This window comes from Massilia sp. IC2-477, from assembly GCF_020707265.1.
GTDB lineage: Bacteria > Pseudomonadota > Gammaproteobacteria > Burkholderiales > Burkholderiaceae_D > Telluria.
The window spans coordinates 124,356-143,884 of record NZ_JAJFEQ010000005.1 but is presented as its reverse complement, the minus strand read 5'-3'; the positions used below and the strand labels follow the sequence as shown (position 1 = coordinate 143,884).

17 protein-coding genes are annotated in these 19,529 nt (G+C 65.5%); 8 read left to right on the top strand and 9 right to left on the bottom strand.

Translation table 11 applies throughout. The features are described 5' to 3' along the window. Positions 1–57: 57 nt before the first annotated feature. Together LK542_RS11895 and LK542_RS11890 are read right to left on the bottom strand one after the other, a co-directional pair. Entirely contained in the window at positions 58–639 is a 582-nt protein-coding gene (locus LK542_RS11895; protein ID WP_227812071.1) for a DUF6438 domain-containing protein, read from the bottom strand. Between the two features lie 6 nt (positions 640–645). After that, positions 646–1,506 carry a DUF3626 domain-containing protein gene (locus tag LK542_RS11890; protein WP_227812070.1) on the bottom strand — a complete coding sequence of 287 codons (861 nt, stop codon included), beginning with the start codon at positions 1,504–1,506 and terminating at the stop codon, positions 646–648. A gap of 85 nt (positions 1,507–1,591) precedes the next feature. Here LK542_RS11890 and LK542_RS11885 point away from each other — a divergent pair, with 85 nt between their 5' ends. Further along, entirely contained in the window at positions 1,592–2,119 is a 528-nt protein-coding gene (locus tag LK542_RS11885; protein WP_227812069.1) for a GNAT family N-acetyltransferase, read from the top strand. Here the strand turns inward: LK542_RS11885 and LK542_RS11880 are convergent. The 3 genes from LK542_RS11880 to LK542_RS11870 all read right to left on the bottom strand — a co-directional run bounded on the left by LK542_RS11880 (position 2,116) and on the right by LK542_RS11870 (position 4,892). After that, on the bottom strand, positions 2,116–3,201 hold the full coding sequence (locus LK542_RS11880; protein ID WP_227812068.1) for a serine hydrolase: 1,086 nt from the start codon (positions 3,199–3,201) through the stop codon (positions 2,116–2,118). The genes LK542_RS11885 and LK542_RS11880 overlap by 4 nt on opposite strands. Before the next feature lie 80 nt (positions 3,202–3,281). Continuing rightward, positions 3,282–3,686 (bottom strand): response regulator, encoded by a 405-nt coding sequence (locus tag LK542_RS11875; RefSeq protein WP_227812067.1) that lies wholly within the window; start codon positions 3,684–3,686, stop codon positions 3,282–3,284. Positions 3,687–3,752: 66 nt separating this feature from the next. Then, positions 3,753–4,892, bottom strand: a complete 1,140-nt coding sequence (locus LK542_RS11870; protein ID WP_227812066.1) for a GNAT family N-acetyltransferase — start codon at positions 4,890–4,892, stop codon at positions 3,753–3,755. Between the two features lie 51 nt (positions 4,893–4,943). On the opposite strand from LK542_RS11870, the gene LK542_RS11865 reads away from it, so the two are divergent. The 4 genes from LK542_RS11865 to LK542_RS11850 all read left to right on the top strand — a co-directional run bounded on the left by LK542_RS11865 (position 4,944) and on the right by LK542_RS11850 (position 10,671). Beyond that, positions 4,944–6,992, top strand: a complete 2,049-nt coding sequence (locus tag LK542_RS11865) for an NAD(+) synthase (RefSeq protein ID WP_227812065.1) — start codon at positions 4,944–4,946, stop codon at positions 6,990–6,992. A 35-nt stretch (positions 6,993–7,027) separates the two neighbouring features. Beyond that, positions 7,028–7,366, top strand: a complete 339-nt coding sequence (locus LK542_RS11860; protein ID WP_227812064.1) for a P-II family nitrogen regulator — start codon at positions 7,028–7,030, stop codon at positions 7,364–7,366. 177 nt (positions 7,367–7,543) lie between these two features. Further along, a complete protein-coding gene (locus LK542_RS11855; protein ID WP_227812063.1) occupies positions 7,544–9,019 on the top strand; it encodes an ATPase domain-containing protein in 1,476 nt (491 codons plus the stop codon). Continuing rightward, positions 9,016–10,671: an ATP-binding protein gene (locus LK542_RS11850; protein ID WP_227812062.1), complete on the top strand. Its 1,656-nt coding sequence runs from the start codon at positions 9,016–9,018 to the stop codon at positions 10,669–10,671. The genes LK542_RS11855 and LK542_RS11850 overlap by 4 nt, the downstream gene beginning before the upstream one ends. Here LK542_RS11850 and LK542_RS11845 read toward each other — a convergent pair. The 4 genes from LK542_RS11845 to trxB form a co-directional block, all read right to left on the bottom strand. After that, on the bottom strand, positions 10,668–11,273 hold the full coding sequence (locus tag LK542_RS11845) for a trimeric intracellular cation channel family protein (protein ID WP_227800826.1): 606 nt from the start codon (positions 11,271–11,273) through the stop codon (positions 10,668–10,670). The genes LK542_RS11850 and LK542_RS11845 overlap by 4 nt on opposite strands. A gap of 173 nt (positions 11,274–11,446) precedes the next feature. After that, complete coding sequence (locus tag LK542_RS11840; RefSeq protein WP_374040139.1) at positions 11,447–13,603, bottom strand: ATP-binding protein; 2,157 nt, start codon at positions 13,601–13,603, stop codon at positions 11,447–11,449. Positions 13,604–13,742: 139 nt separating this feature from the next. Then, a complete protein-coding gene (locus LK542_RS11835) occupies positions 13,743–14,420 on the bottom strand; it encodes a Smr/MutS family protein (RefSeq protein WP_227800827.1) in 678 nt (225 codons plus the stop codon). A 14-nt stretch (positions 14,421–14,434) separates the two neighbouring features. Then, positions 14,435–15,400 carry a thioredoxin-disulfide reductase gene (trxB, locus tag LK542_RS11830; protein WP_227800828.1) on the bottom strand — a complete coding sequence of 322 codons (966 nt, stop codon included), beginning with the start codon at positions 15,398–15,400 and terminating at the stop codon, positions 14,435–14,437. A gap of 231 nt (positions 15,401–15,631) precedes the next feature. Between trxB and LK542_RS11825 the strand changes: the two genes are divergently transcribed. The 3 genes from LK542_RS11825 (at position 15,632) to LK542_RS11815 (ending at position 19,479) form a co-directional block, all read left to right on the top strand. After that, positions 15,632–18,127: a DNA translocase FtsK gene (locus LK542_RS11825; protein ID WP_227812060.1), complete on the top strand. Its 2,496-nt coding sequence runs from the start codon at positions 15,632–15,634 to the stop codon at positions 18,125–18,127. Between the two features lie 86 nt (positions 18,128–18,213). Next, the gene (lolA, locus tag LK542_RS11820) at positions 18,214–18,843 is read left to right on the top strand and encodes an outer membrane lipoprotein chaperone LolA (RefSeq protein ID WP_227812059.1); all 630 of its coding nucleotides are present in this window, start codon (positions 18,214–18,216) and stop codon (positions 18,841–18,843) included. Positions 18,844–18,864: 21 nt separating this feature from the next. Continuing rightward, positions 18,865–19,479, top strand: coding sequence for an energy transducer TonB (locus tag LK542_RS11815; RefSeq protein WP_227800831.1), 615 nt, complete (start codon positions 18,865–18,867; stop codon positions 19,477–19,479). The last annotated feature ends 50 nt before the right edge of the window (positions 19,480–19,529 follow it).

Sequence of the window (19,529 nt, the reverse complement as noted above, 5' to 3'; positions counted from 1 at the left end):
CGGGACGGTAGCGAACAAGGGCCGGGTTTGCATGATGCGGCCCGGCATTTTGCTTTTTCAGCCTCGCGGGCCTGGCAAGCTATCGCCGGCCGGGCGCTGCCTCATCCGGGCTGCTTGCTCCCGCTGCTCGAGCAGCGCACCCGTGCCGGTAACCGGGTCGATCGCCTTGATGAGCGCGTTGATGCGCTCGGTTGGAACGCTGGGACCCAAGCAGCCGGTATAGATTTCGACGCTCTTGTTGCGGTATCCCCGGCCCCGGCTCAGGCTCACAAGGATGGTCGACATGTCGGTGGCGGGTAACTCGCAGCCGTCGGCCGCTTCACTATAGCGGTCGCGCATCTCGTCGAGGCGCGCGTCGCGCAGCGCTTTCGCGATCTGCGCCAGGCCTTGATCATCGATGCGGGATTCGTGAGCGCCACCAGTGTGCTCGAAGCTTGGGCCGGAATGGCGCACCCGGCCATCGGAAAAAATCTTGACTTCGAAGACGGGGCAGTTGAACAGACAGGCCGTTTGCTCCACCGTGAGCGCATCGAAGTCCGTGAGCGGCCGCGCTGCCCTGCGCCCGCGAGGGCCGGCATCCGAGCAGGCGCACAGCAGTAAGGCTGCTGCAACGACAATCGATGTGCGGGATGATCTCATCGTTTTCTACCCATGCCGAGCGGCGGACAAGTCGCCGAACCTGGCAAGGATATGCCAGACCTTTTTCAGCTGCTGGGGATCGTGGCGCCCCTTGATGCCCGCGTGCCCCAGGCAGGCGGGATCGAGCCACCCATCGCGCACCAGCCGCATACCGAGATCGACGATCTCCTGCCCACGGTACTCGGCATGCTGCCGCAAGGCGTCCAGGGACAGGCGAAATCCCGGATGCCATTCGAGCGCGCAGGGCAGGCGCCGGGCCAGTTGCTCGACCTGCGTGCCGCGGTAGCAGGGATCCAGCACCAGTGCCTCGACATCGTCCGCCAGCCGTAGCGGACCGTGTATGTGGGCTTCGACGTAGTTGTCGAGCCGGTCCCTGTCGTCGCCGAGAGCGTGGGCCACCAGGTCACAGCGCTCGTGCACACCGAAGTGGACCGGCTCGAACACGCTGTCCGGATAGCAGAAGCTGGCGCGCTCCGCGAGCTCGGGCCGGAGCCGGAAATGGGCCGAACCGAAACGCGGCGAAGCCCCTGTGGCCCGTCCCAGGTGATTCAGCGCGCCGTACTTCGGCCGCCGGTCCGGCAGGGCCTCGTCGTAGGCGCCGCCAAACATCCGGCTCTCCCAGCGCCAGCGATCGCCCCCCACGTGCGCGGTCAAGCCGCCATTGCTGGTGCCCGTTTCGAACTGCGAGCGGTACAGGCCTTCGGTCGCCAGGACCTGCAGGATCGGGATACCGCCGTGCAGGCGGTCCGGATGGAAGTTCAGGGTGATGCGCAGGCTGCGATCGAGCGGCCCGCCGGCGCTCGCGCCGCGCACGAAGGCGAGGGCGCGGGCCTCGCAGGAATCGGGTAGGGGAGTCCAGGAAGACATCGGGTCGTGAGCGCGGTGCTGAAGCTGGAAATGATTCGCACTATACTGCCTGTTCTGCCGAGATCAAAACAGGAGACCCTCGCCCATGCATCCAGTCTTGCGGCCGTTCAGCCATGGTGACCGCGATAGCGTCAACCGGGTGGCACAGGCGGCCTTTGCCCAATACCGGGATCTCTATCAGGACTGGCCTTCATTCAATGAAGGAATCGGACGCATGGCCGCCCTGGCGGACAGCGCGGAGCTGCTGGTGTCCGAGGTCGATGGCAAGATCGCAGGCGCGGTGGTGCATGTCGGCCCGGGCCGGCCGCGCAGCACGATCTTTCCCGAAGACTGGTCAGTCATCCGCATGCTGGTGGTGGCGCCGGCATATCGCGGCCACGGCATCGGACGGCGGCTGGTGGCCGCCTGCCTGCGCGCAGCCCAGCGTGACGGCGCCCCAATGGTGGGCCTGCACACCAGTCCCATCATGGCGTCGGCGCTGCGCATGTACCTTGGCCTCGGATTTACGCGCGACCGCGACCTCGACCCGATCCGCGGGGTGGCCTACGGCCGCTACGTGCTGCCGGCGGCAAAACTGAAGGCGGCGCTGGGCAGGCTCTCCGCCCAGGCCTAATCGGCCTTCCAGGTCTGCACTTCCGAGATCAGCTGCTTGCTCAAGACCTCGTTGTCGCCCCCGAAGCGGTCGCCGTTATGCAGGGTGACCGCAACGATGCCTGAATCGACATCCATCTCGAGCTGGCTATAGAAGTTGAAGACGTAGCCGCCATGGCCGACCAGGCGCTTGCCGTTGACCGTGCGCAGCCAGGTGCCGAATCCATAATCGGTCGCTTTCCCGTTCGGCAGGACGTAGCTGGTGTTCATCCGCTTCACGCCGGCCGGCGACACCAGCTTCCCCGCCTGCAGCGCCAGCATGAAGGCCGCCAAGTCATCCACTGTGCTTACCAGGCCGCCGGCAGCATAGAAGTTGCTCGACGCGAGGGGCCAGGCAGCCGCAGGGCCGCTGCGGTAGCCCGTCACCAGGCCCGCGATCACCTGGCTGTCGCTGCCTTCGCGTGTGTGCGCAAGTCCCAGCGGCTTGAAGATGCGGCGTTCCAGGAAGGCGTAGTAGCCTTCGCCCGATACCTGTTCGATGACCAGGCCGAGCAGGTTGTAGCCGGTATTGTTGTAAGCGAAGCTGGTCCCCGGCGGATTCTCGAGGGGGCGGGTGCGCACCGGGTCGACCAGCTCCGCGGGCGTATGTTCGAGGCGTGCCGTGGTGCGCCAGTAGCCCGAGTCCATCGACAGGTTCGGGATGCCGCTGGTATGGGTCAGCAGGTGTTCGATCGTGACCTTGTCCCACTGGGGCGGGGCGTCCGGCAAGTAGCGCTTGACCGGCGCATCCAGGGCAATCCTGCCGTCATCGACCAGCAGCATGATGGCGGTCGCGGTGAACAGCTTGGTGGTCGAGCCAATGCGATACACATGCTCGGGGCGGGCCAGGACGCCCAGTTCGAGGTTCGCCATGCCGTAGGCCTTGCGCAGGATGGGACGGCCGTCCTTGACGACCAGCGCCGCCACGCCCGGCAGCTCCGGCTTGAAGCGCGCAGCGATGATGCGGTCGAGCGATTGTGCGAGTGCGGCCGGTTCAGCCAGCGCCGCCGGCGCGGCAAGGGGAAGACACAGCAGCAGTGCGAGCAGAAAATGAGGGCGCTTCATGCGGGGTCACGCTTGTCGGAGAACCGGCACGATAGCACGCCGGCGCGAGCCAAAATGCGTGGATTTCCACCGCCGGCGGATCAGGCGCCGGCGTGGCTGCCGAGTCCCTGGCGTGTCAGGACACGGGCCAGGTCGCCCTGGAAGGCGCTGAAATCGATACTTTTCTCGACGAAGCCGGAGGCGCCCAGCATGCGTGTCCGCACCTGGTCCGAACCGCTGCGCGATCCGGACAGCACGATGATCGGAATATCGGAAAGGAAGGGTTTGGACGAGAGCTCCTTGAGCACTTCGAAGCCATCGACCTTGGGCAGCGCCAGGTCGAGCAGGATGAGGTCGAAGTCATGGTCGCAATGCAGTGCCTGCAGGGCCTGTTCGCCATCCGACACGACCACTACCTCGACATTGCAGTCGCACAGGCGAAGGGCCTGCTGCGTCAGTTCCGCATCGAGGAAATGGTCATCGACGACCAATGCTTTTGTTTTCATGTGGCGCATGTTACGTGAATTGCAGGATTGTGTCGCCACTTCACACTTTCGGCCATCTCCGCCGGGCTAAGGCGCCTCCTTGAACGGGCTGCGCTCGTTCAGTTCGTCCAGGTAGTCGTCGATGCCGCCCTTCTCGCGCTCCAGGAAGCGCTCGATCGCATCGGCGAAGGAGGGGTGCGCCAGCCAGTGCGCCGACCAGGTACGGGTCGGCAGGAAGCCGCGCGCCATCTTGTGCTCGCCCTGGGCCCCGCCCTCGAAGGTCTTGATGCCCTGTTCGATGCAGAATTCCAGCGGCTGGTAGTAGGAGGCCTCGAAGTGCAGGCAGGGCACGTGTTCCAGCTCTCCCCAGTAGCGCCCGAACAGCGTGCGCTCGTTGTGGATCACCAGCGAGGCGGCGATGTCGCGCCCCGCGCGCGAGGCGATGACGAGCAGGATGTTGTCCGGCATGGTGCTGCCTATGCGCCGGAAGAAGTCGAGGTTCAGGTAGGGCGTCGAATAATGCGCCTTGTAGGTGTGGCGGTAGCAGCGGTTGAACAGGACCCAGTCGGCATCGAGCGCATCGCGCCCGCGCACCCGGCGCAGGCTCACGCCCGCCTCGCGCACCTTCCTGCGTTCGGCCCGGATGTTCTTGCGTTTTTTCTGCTCCAGGGTTGCGAGGAAGTCGTCAAACGTGGCGTATCCCCCGTTCAGCCAGTGGAACTGCACGCCGCTGCGCAGCATGAAGCCGGCCTCCTGCAGCTGTTGCGCCTGTTCTTCCGGCGGGAACAGCACGTGGGTGGACGAGACTTCGGTCGCGCCCTGGGTCGCGACCAGGACGTCGACCAGGGCGCTTCTCGCCTGCGCGTCTCGCGCAAGAAGGCGCGGGCCGGCGACTGGCGTGAACGGAATCGCCGACAACAGCTTCGGGTAGTACTCGAGTCCGTGGCGGTGGTAGGCATCGGCCCATGCCCAGTCGAACACGTACTCGCCATAGGAATGACCCTTGACGTAGAGGGGCAGGGCAGCCACTAACTGCTCGCCGTCGAACAGCGCAATGAACTGCGGCTGCCAGCCCGATTCCGGCGCCGCGCTGCCCGACTCGTGCAGCGCATCCAGGAAGGCATAGGACAGGAAGGGATTGGGGTCGTCCTGTGCATTGACCAGCGCGTCCCACTGCGTCTGGCCAATCTCGGACAGGGAGGAAACGATATGCGTGCGATAATTCAAAATGACATCCCTAACGAATTGATGAGCGACGACGCTGCGAAAGTCTCACCAATGAACAAGCAATTCTTCAATCTCTACACGCACCACTTTGCCCGCGTCGCGGTAGCCATCCCGCGCGTGCGCATCGCCGACCCGGCCTTCAACGTCGACCAGACGCTTAGCCTGGCGCGCCAGGCGGCCGATGAGGGCGCCGTGCTGGTGGCCTTCCCCGAGCTGGGGATCTCGGCCTACAGCTGCGAAGACCTGTTCCACCAGCGTGCGCTGCTCGACGGCTGCCTGGCCGGCCTGGCCAGGATCATCGAGGCCTCGAAGGCGCTGCCGCTGGCGCTGGTCGTCGGGCTGCCGCTGAAGGTCAACCACCAGCTGTTCAACTGCGCCGCCGTGGTGGCGAATGGCCGCGTGCTGGGCGTGGTGCCCAAGAGCTTCCTGCCTAATTATGGCGAGTTTTACGAATCCCGGCAGTTCAGTGCGGCCGATTGCGCGGCGGTCGAGCAAATCGAGCTGTTCGGCGCCACCGTGCCTTTTGGCCCGGCGCTGCTGTTCGAGGTCGAGAACCTGCCGCTGTTCCGCTTCCACGTCGAGATCTGCGAAGACGTCTGGGTGCCGATTCCGCCGTCCTCGTTTGCCGCCATGGCCGGCGCCACGGTGCTGGTCAACCTGTCGGCCTCGAACGTCGTGGTGGGCAAGAGCGGCTACCGCCACCAGCTGGTGAGCCAGCAGTCGGCGCGCTGCCTGGCCGCGTATCTCTACACCTCGGCCGGCTTCGGCGAATCGACCAACGACATGGCCTGGGACGGCCAGTCGCTGATCTACGAGAAGGGCGAGCTGCTGGCCGAGTCGGCGCGCTTCAGCGACGATTCGCACGTGATCTTCGCCGACGTCGACCTCGACCGCCTGTCCAACGAACGCATGCACGCGACCACCTTCGCGCAATCGGTGCGCCGCCACGCGGACGAGGTGTCGAAGTTCCGGCTGGTGCAGTTCAGCCTCGAGCTGCCTTTGGCGCGCAACATGCCGCTCGCCCGCACGGTCGAGCGCTTCCCCTACGTGCCGGCCGACCAGGCGCGCCGGGACGAGCGCTGCCTCGAGGTCTACAACATCCAGGTGCAGGCCCTGATCCAGCGCCTGTCGAGCACGGGCATCAAGAAGGTGGTGATCGGCGTCTCGGGCGGGCTGGACTCGACCCACGCGCTGCTGGTCTGCGCCAAGGCCATGGACCGCCTTGGCCTGCCGCGCACGAATATCCTAGCCTATACCATGCCGGGCTTCGCCACCAGCGAGCGCACGCTGCAGCAGGCGAACGACCTGATGCGCGTGGTCGGCTGCAGCGCCCAGCTGATCGACATCCGCCCCAGCTGCATCCAGATGCTCAAGGACCTCGGCCACCCCTACGTGGAAGGTAAGGCCGAATACGACATCACCTTCGAGAACGTGCAGGCGGGCGAGCGCACCAACCACCTGTTCCGGCTGGCGAACTTCCATAACGGGATCGTGATCGGCACCGGCGACCTGTCCGAGCTGGCGCTGGGCTGGTGCACCTACGGCGTGGGCGACCACATGTCGCACTACAACGTGAATGCCAGTGTGCCCAAGACCCTGATCTCCTATCTGGTGCGCTGGGTGGCCGAGACCGGCGCGGTGGTGGACAACGGCGCCGACGTGCTGCTCAAGATCCTCGACACCGAGATCAGCCCCGAGCTGGTGCCGGGCGGGGACAAGGACGGCAAGCCGGCCCAGATAACCGAGAACACCATCGGCCCGTACGAGCTGCAGGACTTCAACCTGTACTACACGCTCCGCTACGGCTTCAAGCCAAGCAAGGTCGCCTTCTTGTCCTGGAGCGCCTGGCATGACCGCGAGCAGGGCAGGTGGCCGAACGCGGCCGGCGTGCGCAACCAATACGAGCTGGCAGCGATCAAAAAGAACCTGGGCATCTTCCTGTGGCGTTTCTTCAAGACCAGCCAGTTCAAGCGCACCTGCGTGCCGAACGGGCCCAAGGTCGGCAACGGCGGCTCGCTGTCCCCGCGCGGCGACTGGCGCGCACCGTCGGATTCCGAAGCCACCGTGTGGATGGATGACCTGAACAATATTCCTGACTAACCGGGGCGCGTAGCCCTGTTTTGAGAGACTACAACATGAAACAGATTACCTGCGTGATCAAACCCTTCAAGCTCGACGAAGTGCGCGAGGCGCTGGCCGATGTCAACGTCACCGGCCTGACCGTGACGGAGGTAAAAGGCTTCGGCCGCCAGAAGGGGCACACCGAGCTGTATCGCGGCGCCGAGTACGTGGTCGACTTCCTGCCGAAGGTGAAGATCGAAGTGGTAGTGGACGACGGCATGGCCGACCAGGTGGTCGACGCCATCATCAAGGCGGCCCGTACCGGCAAGATTGGTGACGGCAAGATCTTCGTGCAGAACGTGGAGCAGGTGATCCGCATCCGTACCGGAGAAACCGGAGCCGACGCCGTCTAAAGCCGTTTCCACGGTCGCACCCGGCCACGCACGGGTCCGGGGCCCATTCCTTGTAGGCCTATTCTTGCTTGAAGACTAGCCGGCGTCCCAAATCGGGCGACTGCTGAGTCGGGTTACTATGTATTTGACAATATCAAAATGATATCAAATGCGTAGTAGCTCTCACGAAAGCAGGAAATGAGCGACCTGGAAAAAATCCATACCGGCATCCCCGAACTCGACCTTGTCCTGCGCGGCGGCCTGCCGAAGCAGCGTATCCACCTGATCGAAGGCCGTCCCGGCTCCGGCAAGACCACGCTCGGCCTGCGCTTCCTCATCGATGGCGCCGAAAAGGGCGAGAAATGCCTGTACGTCTCGCTGTCCGAAACCATCGAGGAATTGCGCGCCACGGCATTCAGCCACCATTGGGCCTTGGACGGCATCGTGCTGCGCGAAGTCGTGCCGTCCGAAGTCGAGCCGGGACGCCAGCAAAGCGTCCTGTTTCCCTCGGAAGTGGAACTCGGCCAGACCATCGCCGCGATTACCGATGCAGTGCGGGAGGCCGCACCCGCACGCGTCGTGATCGACTCGATGTCCGAACTGCGCATGGTGGCCGACGACCCGATGCGCTACCGGCGCCAGATCGTCGCCCTCAAGCGCTTCCTGCTCCAGCAGCCGAACTGCACGACGCTGCTGATGGACGACCTGACCGACGACCCGCGCCAGTACGACCTGCAGGGCACGGTGCATGGGGTGATCACGCTGGAACAGCGCGAACGCGAATTCGGCGCCGCACGCCGGCGCATGCGGGTAGTCAAGATGCGTGGCGCCGAATTCCAGAGCGGCTGGCACGATTTCGCCATCACCGAGCGCGAAGTCTTCGTGTTTCCCAGCCTGATCGCCGACGAACACAAGGGCGAGCGCCCGCGCGACACCATCACCAGCAATATCCCGGCGCTCGACAGCATGCTCGGCGGCGGACTGGCGCGCGGCACTTCGGTGATGATCCTGGGACCGACCGGTGTCGGCAAGTCCTCGCTGGCGCTGCAGTACGCGAACGTGGCGGCCGAACGCAAGGAGCATGTCGCCTACTTCGCCTTCGACGAAACGAAGGAAACCCTGCTCGATCGCGCCAACGGCCTGTCGATGCGCGCGGCGGACGCCATCACGGAAGGCACCATTTTCTGGGAACGCATCAATCCCTCGCGCATCTCGCCGGGTGAATTCATCTGGAAGGTGCGGCGCCAGGTCGAGGACCAGGGGGCGGCCGTGGTCATCATCGACAGCCTGAACTCCTACCTCGAGACCATGCACGAGGAAAAGGCCTTGATGCTCCAGATGCACGAGCTATTGAGCTATCTGTCGAACCAGGGCGTGCTGTCGATCCTGATCGTCGGGCAGAGCGGACTGCTGCAGGACGTGGGCGATCCCCTCGACGTCGCCTTCATCAGCGATACCGTGATCCTGATGCGCTACTTCGAAGCCGAAGGCGACGTACGCAAGGCGATCTCGATCGTCAAGAAGCGGCCGGGCCGCCACGAGACAAGCATCCGCGAGTTTTCCCTGACCAGCACCGGCGTGGCCGTCGGGCCGCAACTGGAAGGCTTCGAGGGCGTGCTGACCGGGGTGCCGCGCCTGACGCCGGATGGCCCGGAGACGACGGACGGACCATGACCGATCCGCGCAAACCCGGTGCCGAGGTGGTCGTCGCGGTCTGTGCGCCATTCGGCTACGACGAGACAGCCTTGTCGGAACTGCTGAACGAGTGGGGCGCACAGGCGCGGCCTTGCACCGACGGCGCCCAGCTGGCTGCCGCCGTGGCCGACCCTGGCGTGTGGCTGCTGCTGCTGACCGATGATGCGCTGGAGACGCACGCCACGCCCCTGGCTGCCGCGCTGCAGGCCCAGCCGGCATGGTCGGACATGCCGCTGATCGTGCTCAGCGCGCAGGCGAACAGCGGCGGCTCGCACCAGCAGTGGGCTTTCCTGCGACAGTTCGCGAACATCACGGTGCTGGGCCGTCCGGGTTCTGCCTACGTATTGCGTTCGGCGTTCGACGCCGCCTGCAGGGCGCGCGCCTGGCAGTTCACGGTGCGCGAGCAGATGCATACCCTGAAGGCAGCAGCCGGGCTGCTGGAAGAGCGGGTATTGGAGCGCACCGCCGAACTATATGCCGAAGTGGAAACCCGCAAGCGCGTCGAAAGCGCGTTGAACGAATCGCGCAAGCTGGAAGCGATCGGACGGCTGACGGGCGGCGTGGCCCACGACTTCAACAACCTGCTGCAGGTGATCCAGGGCTCGACGACACTGCTGCCGCTGGTCGAGCCGGGCAGCGAGCGCTACCAGCGCGCCCTGCATGCGATCCAGCGCGCCGCCTCGCGCGGCGCCAAGCTGACGCACCAGCTGCTCGCCTTCGGGCGGCGCCAGGCCCTGGCCGGCGGCGCGATCGATGTCGCCCGCCAGCTGGAAGAGATGCAGGATTTGCTGCAGCAGTCGGTGCGCGAGCGGATCCCGCTGACGCTGCAGGTCGAGCCGGGGCTGTGGCTGGCCGAGGCCGACCCGACCCAGCTCGAAGTGGCGCTGCTCAATCTTGCGGTGAATGCCAGGGACGCGATGCCGCAGGGCGGGACGCTGCACATCGGGGCGCGCAACCTGGTCCTGCCGTCGGCCGACGCGCCGGGGGTGGAGCTCAGCGGCGACTTCATCTGGGTGACGGTGGCCGACAGCGGCAGCGGCATGCCGCCCGAGGTGGTGCGCCAGGCCTTCGATCCCTTCTTCACGACCAAGCCGGTAGGCTCCGGGACCGGCCTGGGCCTGAGCCAGGTGTATGGCTTCGCGCGCCAGTCCGGCGGCACGGCCTGGATCGACAGCTCGCCCGCGGGCACGACGGTGTCGATCCTGCTGCCGCGCAGCACGGCCGGCGTGGTGACGGAGCGCGACGATACGACATCGGCGGCGCCGCTGGTCGCGGGCATGCGCGTGCTGTACGTCGAGGACGACCCCGAGGTGGCGGATGCCACCATCGAACTGCTCGGGAATCTCGGTTGCGAGCCGACCCTGGCGCGCGATGCGGCGCAGGCCCTGCAGCACACCCTGAGCGATTTCGACCTGGTGTTTTCCGACGTGGTCATGCCCGGACCGATGGACGGCATCGGCCTGGCGCGCCAGATTCGCTCACTGTACCCGGACATGCCGGTGCTGCTGGCAAGCGGCTACGTGGTGGCGCCGGAGCGCCTGCAGGGCATGCACATCAGCGTGCTGGCCAAGCCCTATACGCAGGAAGAGCTGCGCCGTGCGCTGACGCGCCTGCTGGCGCAGCGGTCCTAGCGGCCCATCCGCAAGTCGAACTTCCAGGTGATCAGGCGCAGTCCGCTGATGAAGAGCGCGCTCGACCACAGCGCGAAGTCGTGCGCCACGCCGTATTTGCCCATCAGGAGGAACAGCCAGTTCCCGAGGAAGGCGCAGATCGCATAGGGCTTCCCGTCGCGGAACACCATCGGCACCTCGTTGCAGACGATGTCGCGCAGCACGCCGCCGAAGATCCCGGTGATCACGCCCATCATCGAGGCGATGAAGATCGGCATGTTGGCGTCCAGCGCGGCCGAGGTGCCGGCAATCGAGAACAGGCCCAGGCCGACCGCGTCGGCAATCACGATCAGGCGCTCGGAGACGATCTGGCGCAGGGTGCGGATCAGGGGTGAGGCAACCAGGGCCAGCACGAAGATCAGGATCGCGTATTCCTGGTGAATGACCCAGAACAGCGGCCGGCGGTCGAGCAGGATGTCGCGCAGGGTACCGCCGCCGAAGGCCGCGATGAACGCTACCGTGAAGACGCCCACCAGGTCCATGCGCTTGCGCCGCGCTTCGATGAAGCCGGAGAAGGCGCCGACCAGGATCGCCATGATTTCGATGAACTTGATGAGGGTCATGCGGTATTGAGGAGCGGAGGTGTTGCTAGACTACCATGCCGCTCGGCATTTACGGAATGTCCCGTTGACACGTAGGGTGGGCGGGTTTTCCCGCCCACGCGGCGAGCGTCGGCGGCAAGATCATCGCGCACGAGATCGGAGCCGATCACCGCGTGGGCGGAGATCCGCCCACCCTACAAGAGCGGAAGCCTGACCGAGAAGACGACCTCGTTCCCATCATGGCTGTACGCAATCTCGCCATGATGCTCGCGCACGATCTGCTGCGCGATGTACAGGCCCAGCCCCATGCCCGTGCGGTTGCGCGGGTTGTGCAGCGAGGCGCGCTTGAAGGGATTGAACAGGGTGGCTGCGATGTCGGGCGGAATCGGCGCGCCAGCATTGCTGACCTCGACCACCGCCTGCCTGCCTTCCGTGCGTACGCATACGCGCACCGGTTTGCCGACTTCGCCGTGGTGGCGCGCATTGCTCAGCAGGTTGGACAGCACCTGAGCCAGGCGGCCGCTGTCGGCATTCACCCGGGCCGGATCGTCGCACGTAAGCTGGAAGGGGATGGTCGGGTAGGCCATGCGCGCTTCGTCCATCAGGTCTTCCACCAGCGCGGTCAGGTCGACCGGCTCGAGCGTCACGCCCAGGCCCAGGCCGCCGTCGATGCGGCTCATGTCCAGCACCTGGGTGATCATGCGCTGCATGCGGCTGGTCGAGGACTGGATGCGCTTGCCCAGGGTCGGCTGGGCGCTGCCTTTTTCCAGCACCATGCCGGCCATGTTGATCGAGTGGAGCGGATCGCGCAGGTCGTGGCCGAGCATGGCCAGCAGCTGGGCGCGGGTGGCTTCCGTCTGCGCGCGGCGCGCGGTCATCACGCGTACCAGCTCGGCGAGCGTCAGGCGCGAGTTGGCGAGGATGGTCGCCTCCCACGGATGCGCATGGCCGCGCACGGTCTCGTACCAGGCGTCGAAGGAGCCGCGCGGCGTCAGGCGCTCGCCCAGCGGGCCGAAGGTCGTGGTCTTCTCGGGACGGCCGCCCCAGGCGACCTGTTCGATCTGCTCGACGCGCAGCAGCACGTTCCAGCCATTGGCCGGCGGGTCGAAGGGCAGGGCCATCAGGCCGACCCACTTGCCGAGGCGGTCGCGGATCGCTTCCGGCCAGTCGTCCAGTTGTTCGCGCACCACCAGGTCGTGCGTTCCTTCGGGCAGGGAGGCGATGATGGCCTCCGCCAGTTCGGGCGCCACGTCGCCGCGCACCTGCACCTTGTGGAAGTAGCTGGTGAGCTGGGCCTGGGCCTGGGTGGCGAGCAGGATCGCGTCGGAGAAACGGCCGAAGGTCTCGAGCGGATCGTCTTCCAGCAGCAGGTCTTCGACCAGCTTGGTGCGGGTCGCGGCGGCGCGCTCGATCACCACGGTTTCCTGGCGCGACTCGATGCTGTGGATGGTCGAGGCCATCACCTGGGCCAGCACGTCCGCCGCCATGCGGATCGAGTAGGGCACCAGCCTGCGCGACATGTGGTGGCAGGCGATCAGGCCCCACAGGCGGCCGTTGATGACGATCGACACGCTCATCGAGGCGCCCACGCCCATGTTCTTCAGGTATTCGATGTGGACCGGCGAGACGCTGCGCAGCACCCCGTGGCTCATGTCGAGCGGCAGCGCATCCGGTGCGCCCAGCAGGGGCACCATGGTGTCGTTGACGTCGATGATCGAACGCAGGGTATTCAGGACGTACAGGCGGCGCGCCTGGGCCGGGATATCCGAGGCCGGGTAGCGCTGGCCCAGGTAGGGGACGATGTCCTCGCGCCGGCTCTCCGCCACCACGTCGCCGCTGTCGTCGGGGCGGAAACGGTAGGCCATGACGCGGTCGAAGCCGGTGAATTCGCGGATCTGGCCGACGGCGATCGACAACAGGTCTTCAATGGTCTTCTGGCGGCGCAGGCGGTCGATCGATGCATGGGCCTTCACGGCGAAGCGCGCCACCTCGTCGGCGCTGACGTCGCGCTGTTCGAATTCGGCCACGATGCGGCCGAAAGCGGCATGCACGATGCAGTCGTAGTCGGCGCCATTCACGCAGACCGGCACCATCGACGGCGTCACTTCGGCGTCGCCGGGGCCGACATAATCGAGCAGGAGTTCGAGCGCGGCAGGAGGCAGGTCGAGCGAGGCATACGGCGCGCCGAGTTCCAGCGCCAGGCCCAGCATCGCAGGCGCGTTCGCGCTCCAGCCTTCGAGCAGACCGTCGGCGGTAAAGAAGAGGAGGGCGCCGTGCGGCTGGACCGAACCCGGGATGTGGATCGGCTCATCGGCGCAATTGAGCAGGTCGACCTGGCGGCCGTGCTCCATGGGCATCACGGAAGTACCCTTCAATTCGCCACCACTCCCTTCTCATCAATTCCGGCAAATACCGGAGAGCGCATTTTACAGATATTACGTCAATGGACACATCTTATTGTTGCGTCCATGTTGCACTCCGTACGCGCGCTCACTCAAGAAGAGCAGAACGCAACAGCACGATGAGGGCGCCGTGGCCACCATCTTTCTTGCCTGCTACGCAGAAAGCGACGACTTCGTTCATCTGCACCAGCCAGCTGTGCACGATTCCGCGCAGCACTGGTTCGCCTTTCGGCGAGCCATAGCCGATGCCGTGCACGATGCGCACGCAGCGCACGCCGCGGCGGTTGGCGCGGTGGAGAAAATCGGTGACGGCGTCGCGCGCCTGGTCGCGGTTCATGCCGTGCAGGTCGAGTTCGTCCTGTACCGGCCAGTGGCGCTTGCGCAGCTTCTTGACCACGTCCGGGCCGACGCCCGGTTGGGCATAGCTCAGGGAAGGGTCTTCGTCGAGCAGGCCATCGACGTCGAACAGGTCGGACAGCGACTCGCGCAGCACCGCCTGGATTTCCTCTTCCTCGGTCAGGGGCGTGCCCGGCTTGCGGTCCTGGAAGCTGCGTTCGGACGCCACGTAGACCGGACGATAGACGTAGCGGTCCGATTCAGGCAGCTTCTTCACCCCCTGCATCGCGCCGCGGAATTCCACGGCGCGTTCCTTGGCGATCCGCTCGCGCTTTTCGCGCTCGGCCTGTTCGATGGCGCGCTGGCGCTCGTCTTCCTTGAGCTTGTCGCGCAAGCCCTTCAGTTCAGAGAAATCCTTCATGCCCACCATCGTACAGCTGCTCCTTATTTCGGGTCGTCTTCCAGCGCTTCCAGATAGCGCTGCGCATCGAGCGCGGCCATGCAGCCGGTGCCCGAGCTGGTGATGGCCTGGCGGTAGATGTGGTCCTGCACGTCGCCGGCCGCGAACACGCCCGGCACGTTGGTGGCGGTGGCCATGCCTTCGGTGCCGGAGCGGGTCAGGATGTAGCCGTTCTTCATCTCGAGCTGGCCTTCGAAGATACCGGTGTTCGGCTTGTGGCCGATCGCCACGAACAGGCCGTGCACGCTCAGGTCCCTGGTTTCGCCAGTGCCGGTCGACTTGATGCGCAGGCCGGTCACGCCGCCGTCGTCGCCCAGTACTTCGTCCAGGGTGTGGTTCAGTTCCAACACAATCTTGCCTTCGCTAACCTTGTGCATCAGGCGGTCGACCAGGATCGGCTCGGCGCGGAACTTGTCGCGGCGGTGGATCACGGTCACCTTGGAGGCGATGCCGGCCAGGTACAGGGCTTCCTCGACCGCGGTGTTGCCGCCGCCGATGACCGCCACTTCCTGATTGCGGTAGAAGAAACCGTCGCAGGTGGCACAGGCCGACACGCCCTTGCCCATGAAGGCCTGTTCCGACGGCAGACCGAGGTACTGGGCCGAGGCGCCGGTGGCGATGATCAGGGCGTCGCAGGTGTACTCGTTGCTGTCGCCGACCAGGCGGATCGGCTTTTCGTTCAGGTAGGTCGTGTGGATGTGGTCGAACACGATATCAGTGTTGAAACGCTCCGCATGCTGCAGCAGGCGCTGCATCAGTTCCGGACCCTGCACGCCCAGCGGGTCGCCCGGCCAGTTCTCGACGTCGGTCGTGGTCATCAGCTGGCCGCCCTGTTCGACGCCGGTCACCAGCATCGGCTTCAGGTTGGCGCGCGCGGCATAGACGGCGGCGCTGTAGCCGGCAGGACCGGAACCGAGAATGAGGACTTTGGCGTGTTTGGTAGTAGTCATGAAAGGCTTCAAGAAAGATGGAACGTCGGATGAACAGACGGAAACTGGGGACGGGTCTAACAGGAATCAAGGCCCGGTTTGCAACACTGGATTATAGACGATGATGCATACGAGCATGAATCGCAGGCCAGCCCAGCCGTATATGGCTTAGAATGGGGGGATTGTTGATAGCGAACACTTCTGTTTCGCTTTCCGTGGTCACTTAAGTAATAAATTCGGCAGCACCGAGCAATGAGCAAGAATAGCCAAGCCAGTACGTCAGGATACACCCGCACTGCGCAATCCACCCGCGCCGCCCGCCAGCCTCTGCCCGGGCGGCTTTCGCGCCTCCTCATGGAAGCGCGCTGGATCGCCATGGCCGTCGCCTTCCTGTATTTCGTGCTTATTTTATTAAGCTACAACAAGGGCGATCCGGGCTGGTCGCATGCCAATGCGGTGCCGAAGATCGCCAACCTGGGCGGCAAGGCCGGCGCCTGGATGTCCGACCTGCTGCTGTTCATCTTCGGCTTTTCCGCCTGGTGGTGGGGCGTGATCTTCCTGCGCGGCGTCTGGAAGGGCTGGCGCCGCCTGACCGACCGGCTCGGCCCGGCGGACGAGGAAGCGCCTCACGCCGGCGAGATGTACGTGCGCTGGACCGGCTTCGCGATCATGTTTGCCGGCAGCCTGGGCCTGGAATACCTGCGCATGTGGTCCTGGAACGTCGAGCTGCCGCGCGCCGCCGGCGGCGTGCTGGGCCAGGTGATCGGCCATTCGGCGCACGTCGCCTTCGGCTTCACCGGCGCGACCCTGCTGCTCCTGCTGCTGTTCGGCCTGGGCTTTTCGCTGTTCTTCCAGGTGTCCTGGCTGGCCGTGGCCGAGCGCATCGGCGAGTCGGTCGAGAACACCATCTACTGGTTCCGCCTGCGCATGGAAGACATCGAGGACCGCAGGCAGGGCGAAGCCGCCGCCGTCAAGCGCGACGAGTTGGTGGTCACCGAGCGCCAGAAGTACACCGAGAAGCATCCGGCCCCGCCGCCGATCGTGAAGGCCGAGCCGATGCTGGAAACGCGCCCGGAATCGCGTCCTGAGCCGCGTCCTGAACCGGTCATCCTGCCGCCCTCCACGCCGGAGTCGCTGGCCATGCCGCCGGTCCAGGCCGCGAGCGCGCCGTCGATCAAGATCGAGCCGCAGATGACCAGCGTGCCGAAATCCGAGCGCGCCCAGAAGGAAATGCAGACCCCGCTGTTCCAGGAACTGGCGGGCGAGGGCGGCCTGCCGCCGCTGGCCCTGCTCGACGAAGCGCCGCCGGCGCAGGAGATGGTGTCGGTCGAGACCCTGGAATTCACCAGCCGCCTGATCGAGAAGAAGCTGTCCGACTTCGGCGTCGAAGCCAAGGTCGTCGCTGCCTATCCGGGCCCGGTCGTCACCCGCTACGAGATCGAGCCCGCCACCGGCGTGAAGGGCAGCCAGATCGTCAACCTGGCGCGCGACCTGGCGCGTTCGCTGTCCCTGACGTCGATCCGCGTGGTCGAGACCATCCCGGGCAAGAACTACATGGCGCTCGAGCTGCCGAATCCGAAGCGCCAGATCGTGCGCCTGTCGGAAATCGTCGGCTCCAAGGTGTATGGCGACAGTGCTTCCGCGCTGACGGTCGCGCTGGGCAAGGACATCGCCGGCAAGCCGGTCTGCGCCGACCTGGCCAAGATGCCGCACCTGCTGGTGGCGGGTACCACCGGCTCGGGTAAATCGGTGGGCATCAACGCGACCATCCTGTCGCTGCTCTATAAATCCGATCCGGCCGACGTGCGCCTGATCCTGATCGACCCGAAAATGCTGGAGATGTCGGTCTACGAGGGCATCCCGCACCTGCTGGCGCCGGTCGTGACCGACATGCGCCAGGCCGGCCACGCGCTGAACTGGGCGGTCAACGAGATGGAGCGCCGCTACAAGCTGATGTCGAAGCTGGGCGTGCGTAACCTGGCCGGATACAACGGCAAGATCTCCGACGCGGCCAAGCGCGAAGAACACATCCCCAACCCGTTCTCGATCATGCCGGACAATCCCGAGCCGCTCGAGAAGCTGCCGACCATCGTCATCATCATCGACGAGCTGGCCGACCTGATGATGGTCGTCGGTAAGAAGGTGGAAGAGCTGATCGCCCGTATCGCCCAGAAGGCGCGCGCGGCCGGCATCCACCTGATCCTGGCGACCCAGCGTCCGTCGGTGGACGTGATCACGGGCCTGATCAAGGCAAACATCCCGACCCGTATCGCGTTCCAGGTCTCGTCCAAGATCGACTCGCGCACCATTCTCGACCAGATGGGCGCCGAAACCCTGCTCGGCATGGGCGACATGCTCTACATGCCGCCGGGGACCGGCCTGCCGATCCGCGTGCACGGGGCCTTCGTGTCGGACGACGAAGTGCATCGAGTTGTAAAACATCTCCAGTCGCTCGGTGAACCGAACTATATTGAAGGCATTCTCGAAGGCGGTACGCTGGAAGAGGGCAATGCCGAAGGCATCCCGGCGGGCGAGGGCGGCGGCGAATCCGACGCGCTCTACGACCAGGCCGTGGCCGTGGTGCTCAAGAACCGCAAGGCGTCGATCTCGCTGGTCCAGCGCCACCTGCGCATCGGCTACAACCGCGCGGCCCGCCTGATCGAGCAGATGGAGCAGAGCGGTCTGGTGTCGCCGATGCAGTCGAACGGCAACCGCGACATCCTCGTTCCGGCCACCACCGCCGAATAACCACGCTCATCGCTGTTCGTAGGGTGGGCGGGTCTCCCGCCCACGCGTTCAGCGTACGGTGAGGGACTCAAATAAGAGGAATGACAATGAAATTCACGACCCAAGTTATCGCAGCACTGTTCGCCACCGCAGCCATCTCGAGCGCCGCCCACGCCGCCGCCCTCGACCAGTTCAAGTCCTTCGTTGCCGGCACCAAGTCCGCCAAGGGCGAATTCACCCAGCAGCAGCTCACCAAGTCCAAGAGCGGCAAGGTGGCCCCGGTCTCGAGCGGCAGCTTCGTGTTCGCCCGCCCTGGCAAATTCATCTGGACCTACCAGAAGCCGTACCAGCAGCTGCTGCAGGCCGATGGCGACACCCTCTACATCTACGACAAGGACCTGAACCAGGTCAGCACCCGCAAACTCGGCAACGCGCTGGGTTCCTCACCGGCCGCCATCCTGTTCGGCAGCAACGACCTGGAAAAGAACTTCACGCTGAGCGAAGCCGGCGAGCGCGACGGCGCCGAATGGCTGACCGCGGTCCCGAAGACCAAGGACACCACCTTCGAGCAGATCGGCATCGGCCTGAAGGGCGGGGTGCCGGTGGCGATGGAACTGAAGGACCAGTTTGGCCAGGTGTCGCTGCTGAAGTTCACCAGCTTCCAGCGCAACCCGGCCCTCGGCGCCCAGCAGTTCAAGTTCGAGGTGCCGAAGGGCGCCGACGTCGTCAGCCAGTAAGAAACAGAACAAGGGGACCCTTTGACGCCTCGCTTTTCCCTGGGCGCCGTGCTGGCGCTCGTCCTTGCCGCGCCGCTGGCCGCCGCGGCTGCCCAGCCTCCCGTGTGCGCCAAGCCCGAGTGGCCCCAGGAGGCGCGCCGCTACGAACTCGAAGGCGTCACCACGCTGAAGTTCAGGATCGATCCGCAAGGCCGTCCGATCGAGTCCACGGTGGCGCGATCGAGCAACTGGGAGCTACTCGACCAGGCCTCCATCCAGGCCTTGTCTACCTGCGTGTTCCCGGCCGAGACGGTGCAGAGGGTGCAGGGCAAGACGGTGCCGCTGCAGTTCGTCTGGAAGCTGGAGGGCAGCAGCCGCGTGCCGCCGCTCTTCACGGAAGGCAGCTGCGCACCGTCCGAGCGTTTCTCCCGCTTTGCCCCGCTCCAACGCGGCGCGCCTGGCGAGGGTGGCGTGCTGGTGCGGCTGCTGGTGCGGGGTGACGGTGTGCCTTACGGCGTCAAGGCCGAAGCGGGCGGCGCCGATCCGGAACTGGCGCAGGCGGCGATCGCGTACGCGCAGAGCTGCCGGTTCGCCTATCCCAAAACCGGCGGCGCGCCTGGAAGCCCGGTCACCGGCCGGGTCCTGCTCAAGCAATAGAAGGTCGCGCCCCGCACACCTTGAGCAGGGGCGCGCGAGGCCTGACGTCC

Coding starts and splice junctions, on each gene's coding strand:
- LK542_RS11840 (WP_374040139.1), bottom strand. CDS start 13,603: ATGGAGCACGGCCGCCAGGTCGACCTGCTCAATTGCGCCGATGAGCCG.
- trxB (WP_227800828.1), bottom strand. CDS start 15,400: ATGACTACTACCAAACACGCCAAAGTCCTCATTCTCGGTTCCGGTCCT.
- LK542_RS11880 (WP_227812068.1), bottom strand. CDS start 3,201: ATGAAGCGCCCTCATTTTCTGCTCGCACTGCTGCTGTGTCTTCCCCTT.
- LK542_RS11865 (WP_227812065.1), top strand. CDS start 4,944: ATGAACAAGCAATTCTTCAATCTCTACACGCACCACTTTGCCCGCGTC.
- LK542_RS11890 (WP_227812070.1), bottom strand. CDS start 1,506: ATGTCTTCCTGGACTCCCCTACCCGATTCCTGCGAGGCCCGCGCCCTC.
- LK542_RS11825 (WP_227812060.1), top strand. CDS start 15,632: ATGAGCAAGAATAGCCAAGCCAGTACGTCAGGATACACCCGCACTGCG.
- LK542_RS11855 (WP_227812063.1), top strand. CDS start 7,544: ATGAGCGACCTGGAAAAAATCCATACCGGCATCCCCGAACTCGACCTT.
- LK542_RS11850 (WP_227812062.1), top strand. CDS start 9,016: ATGACCGATCCGCGCAAACCCGGTGCCGAGGTGGTCGTCGCGGTCTGT.
- LK542_RS11885 (WP_227812069.1), top strand. CDS start 1,592: ATGCATCCAGTCTTGCGGCCGTTCAGCCATGGTGACCGCGATAGCGTC.
- LK542_RS11875 (WP_227812067.1), bottom strand. CDS start 3,686: ATGAAAACAAAAGCATTGGTCGTCGATGACCATTTCCTCGATGCGGAA.
- LK542_RS11835 (WP_227800827.1), bottom strand. CDS start 14,420: ATGGTGGGCATGAAGGATTTCTCTGAACTGAAGGGCTTGCGCGACAAG.
- LK542_RS11860 (WP_227812064.1), top strand. CDS start 7,028: ATGAAACAGATTACCTGCGTGATCAAACCCTTCAAGCTCGACGAAGTG.
- LK542_RS11845 (WP_227800826.1), bottom strand. CDS start 11,273: ATGACCCTCATCAAGTTCATCGAAATCATGGCGATCCTGGTCGGCGCC.
- LK542_RS11895 (WP_227812071.1), bottom strand. CDS start 639: ATGAGATCATCCCGCACATCGATTGTCGTTGCAGCAGCCTTACTGCTG.
- lolA (WP_227812059.1), top strand. CDS start 18,214: ATGAAATTCACGACCCAAGTTATCGCAGCACTGTTCGCCACCGCAGCC.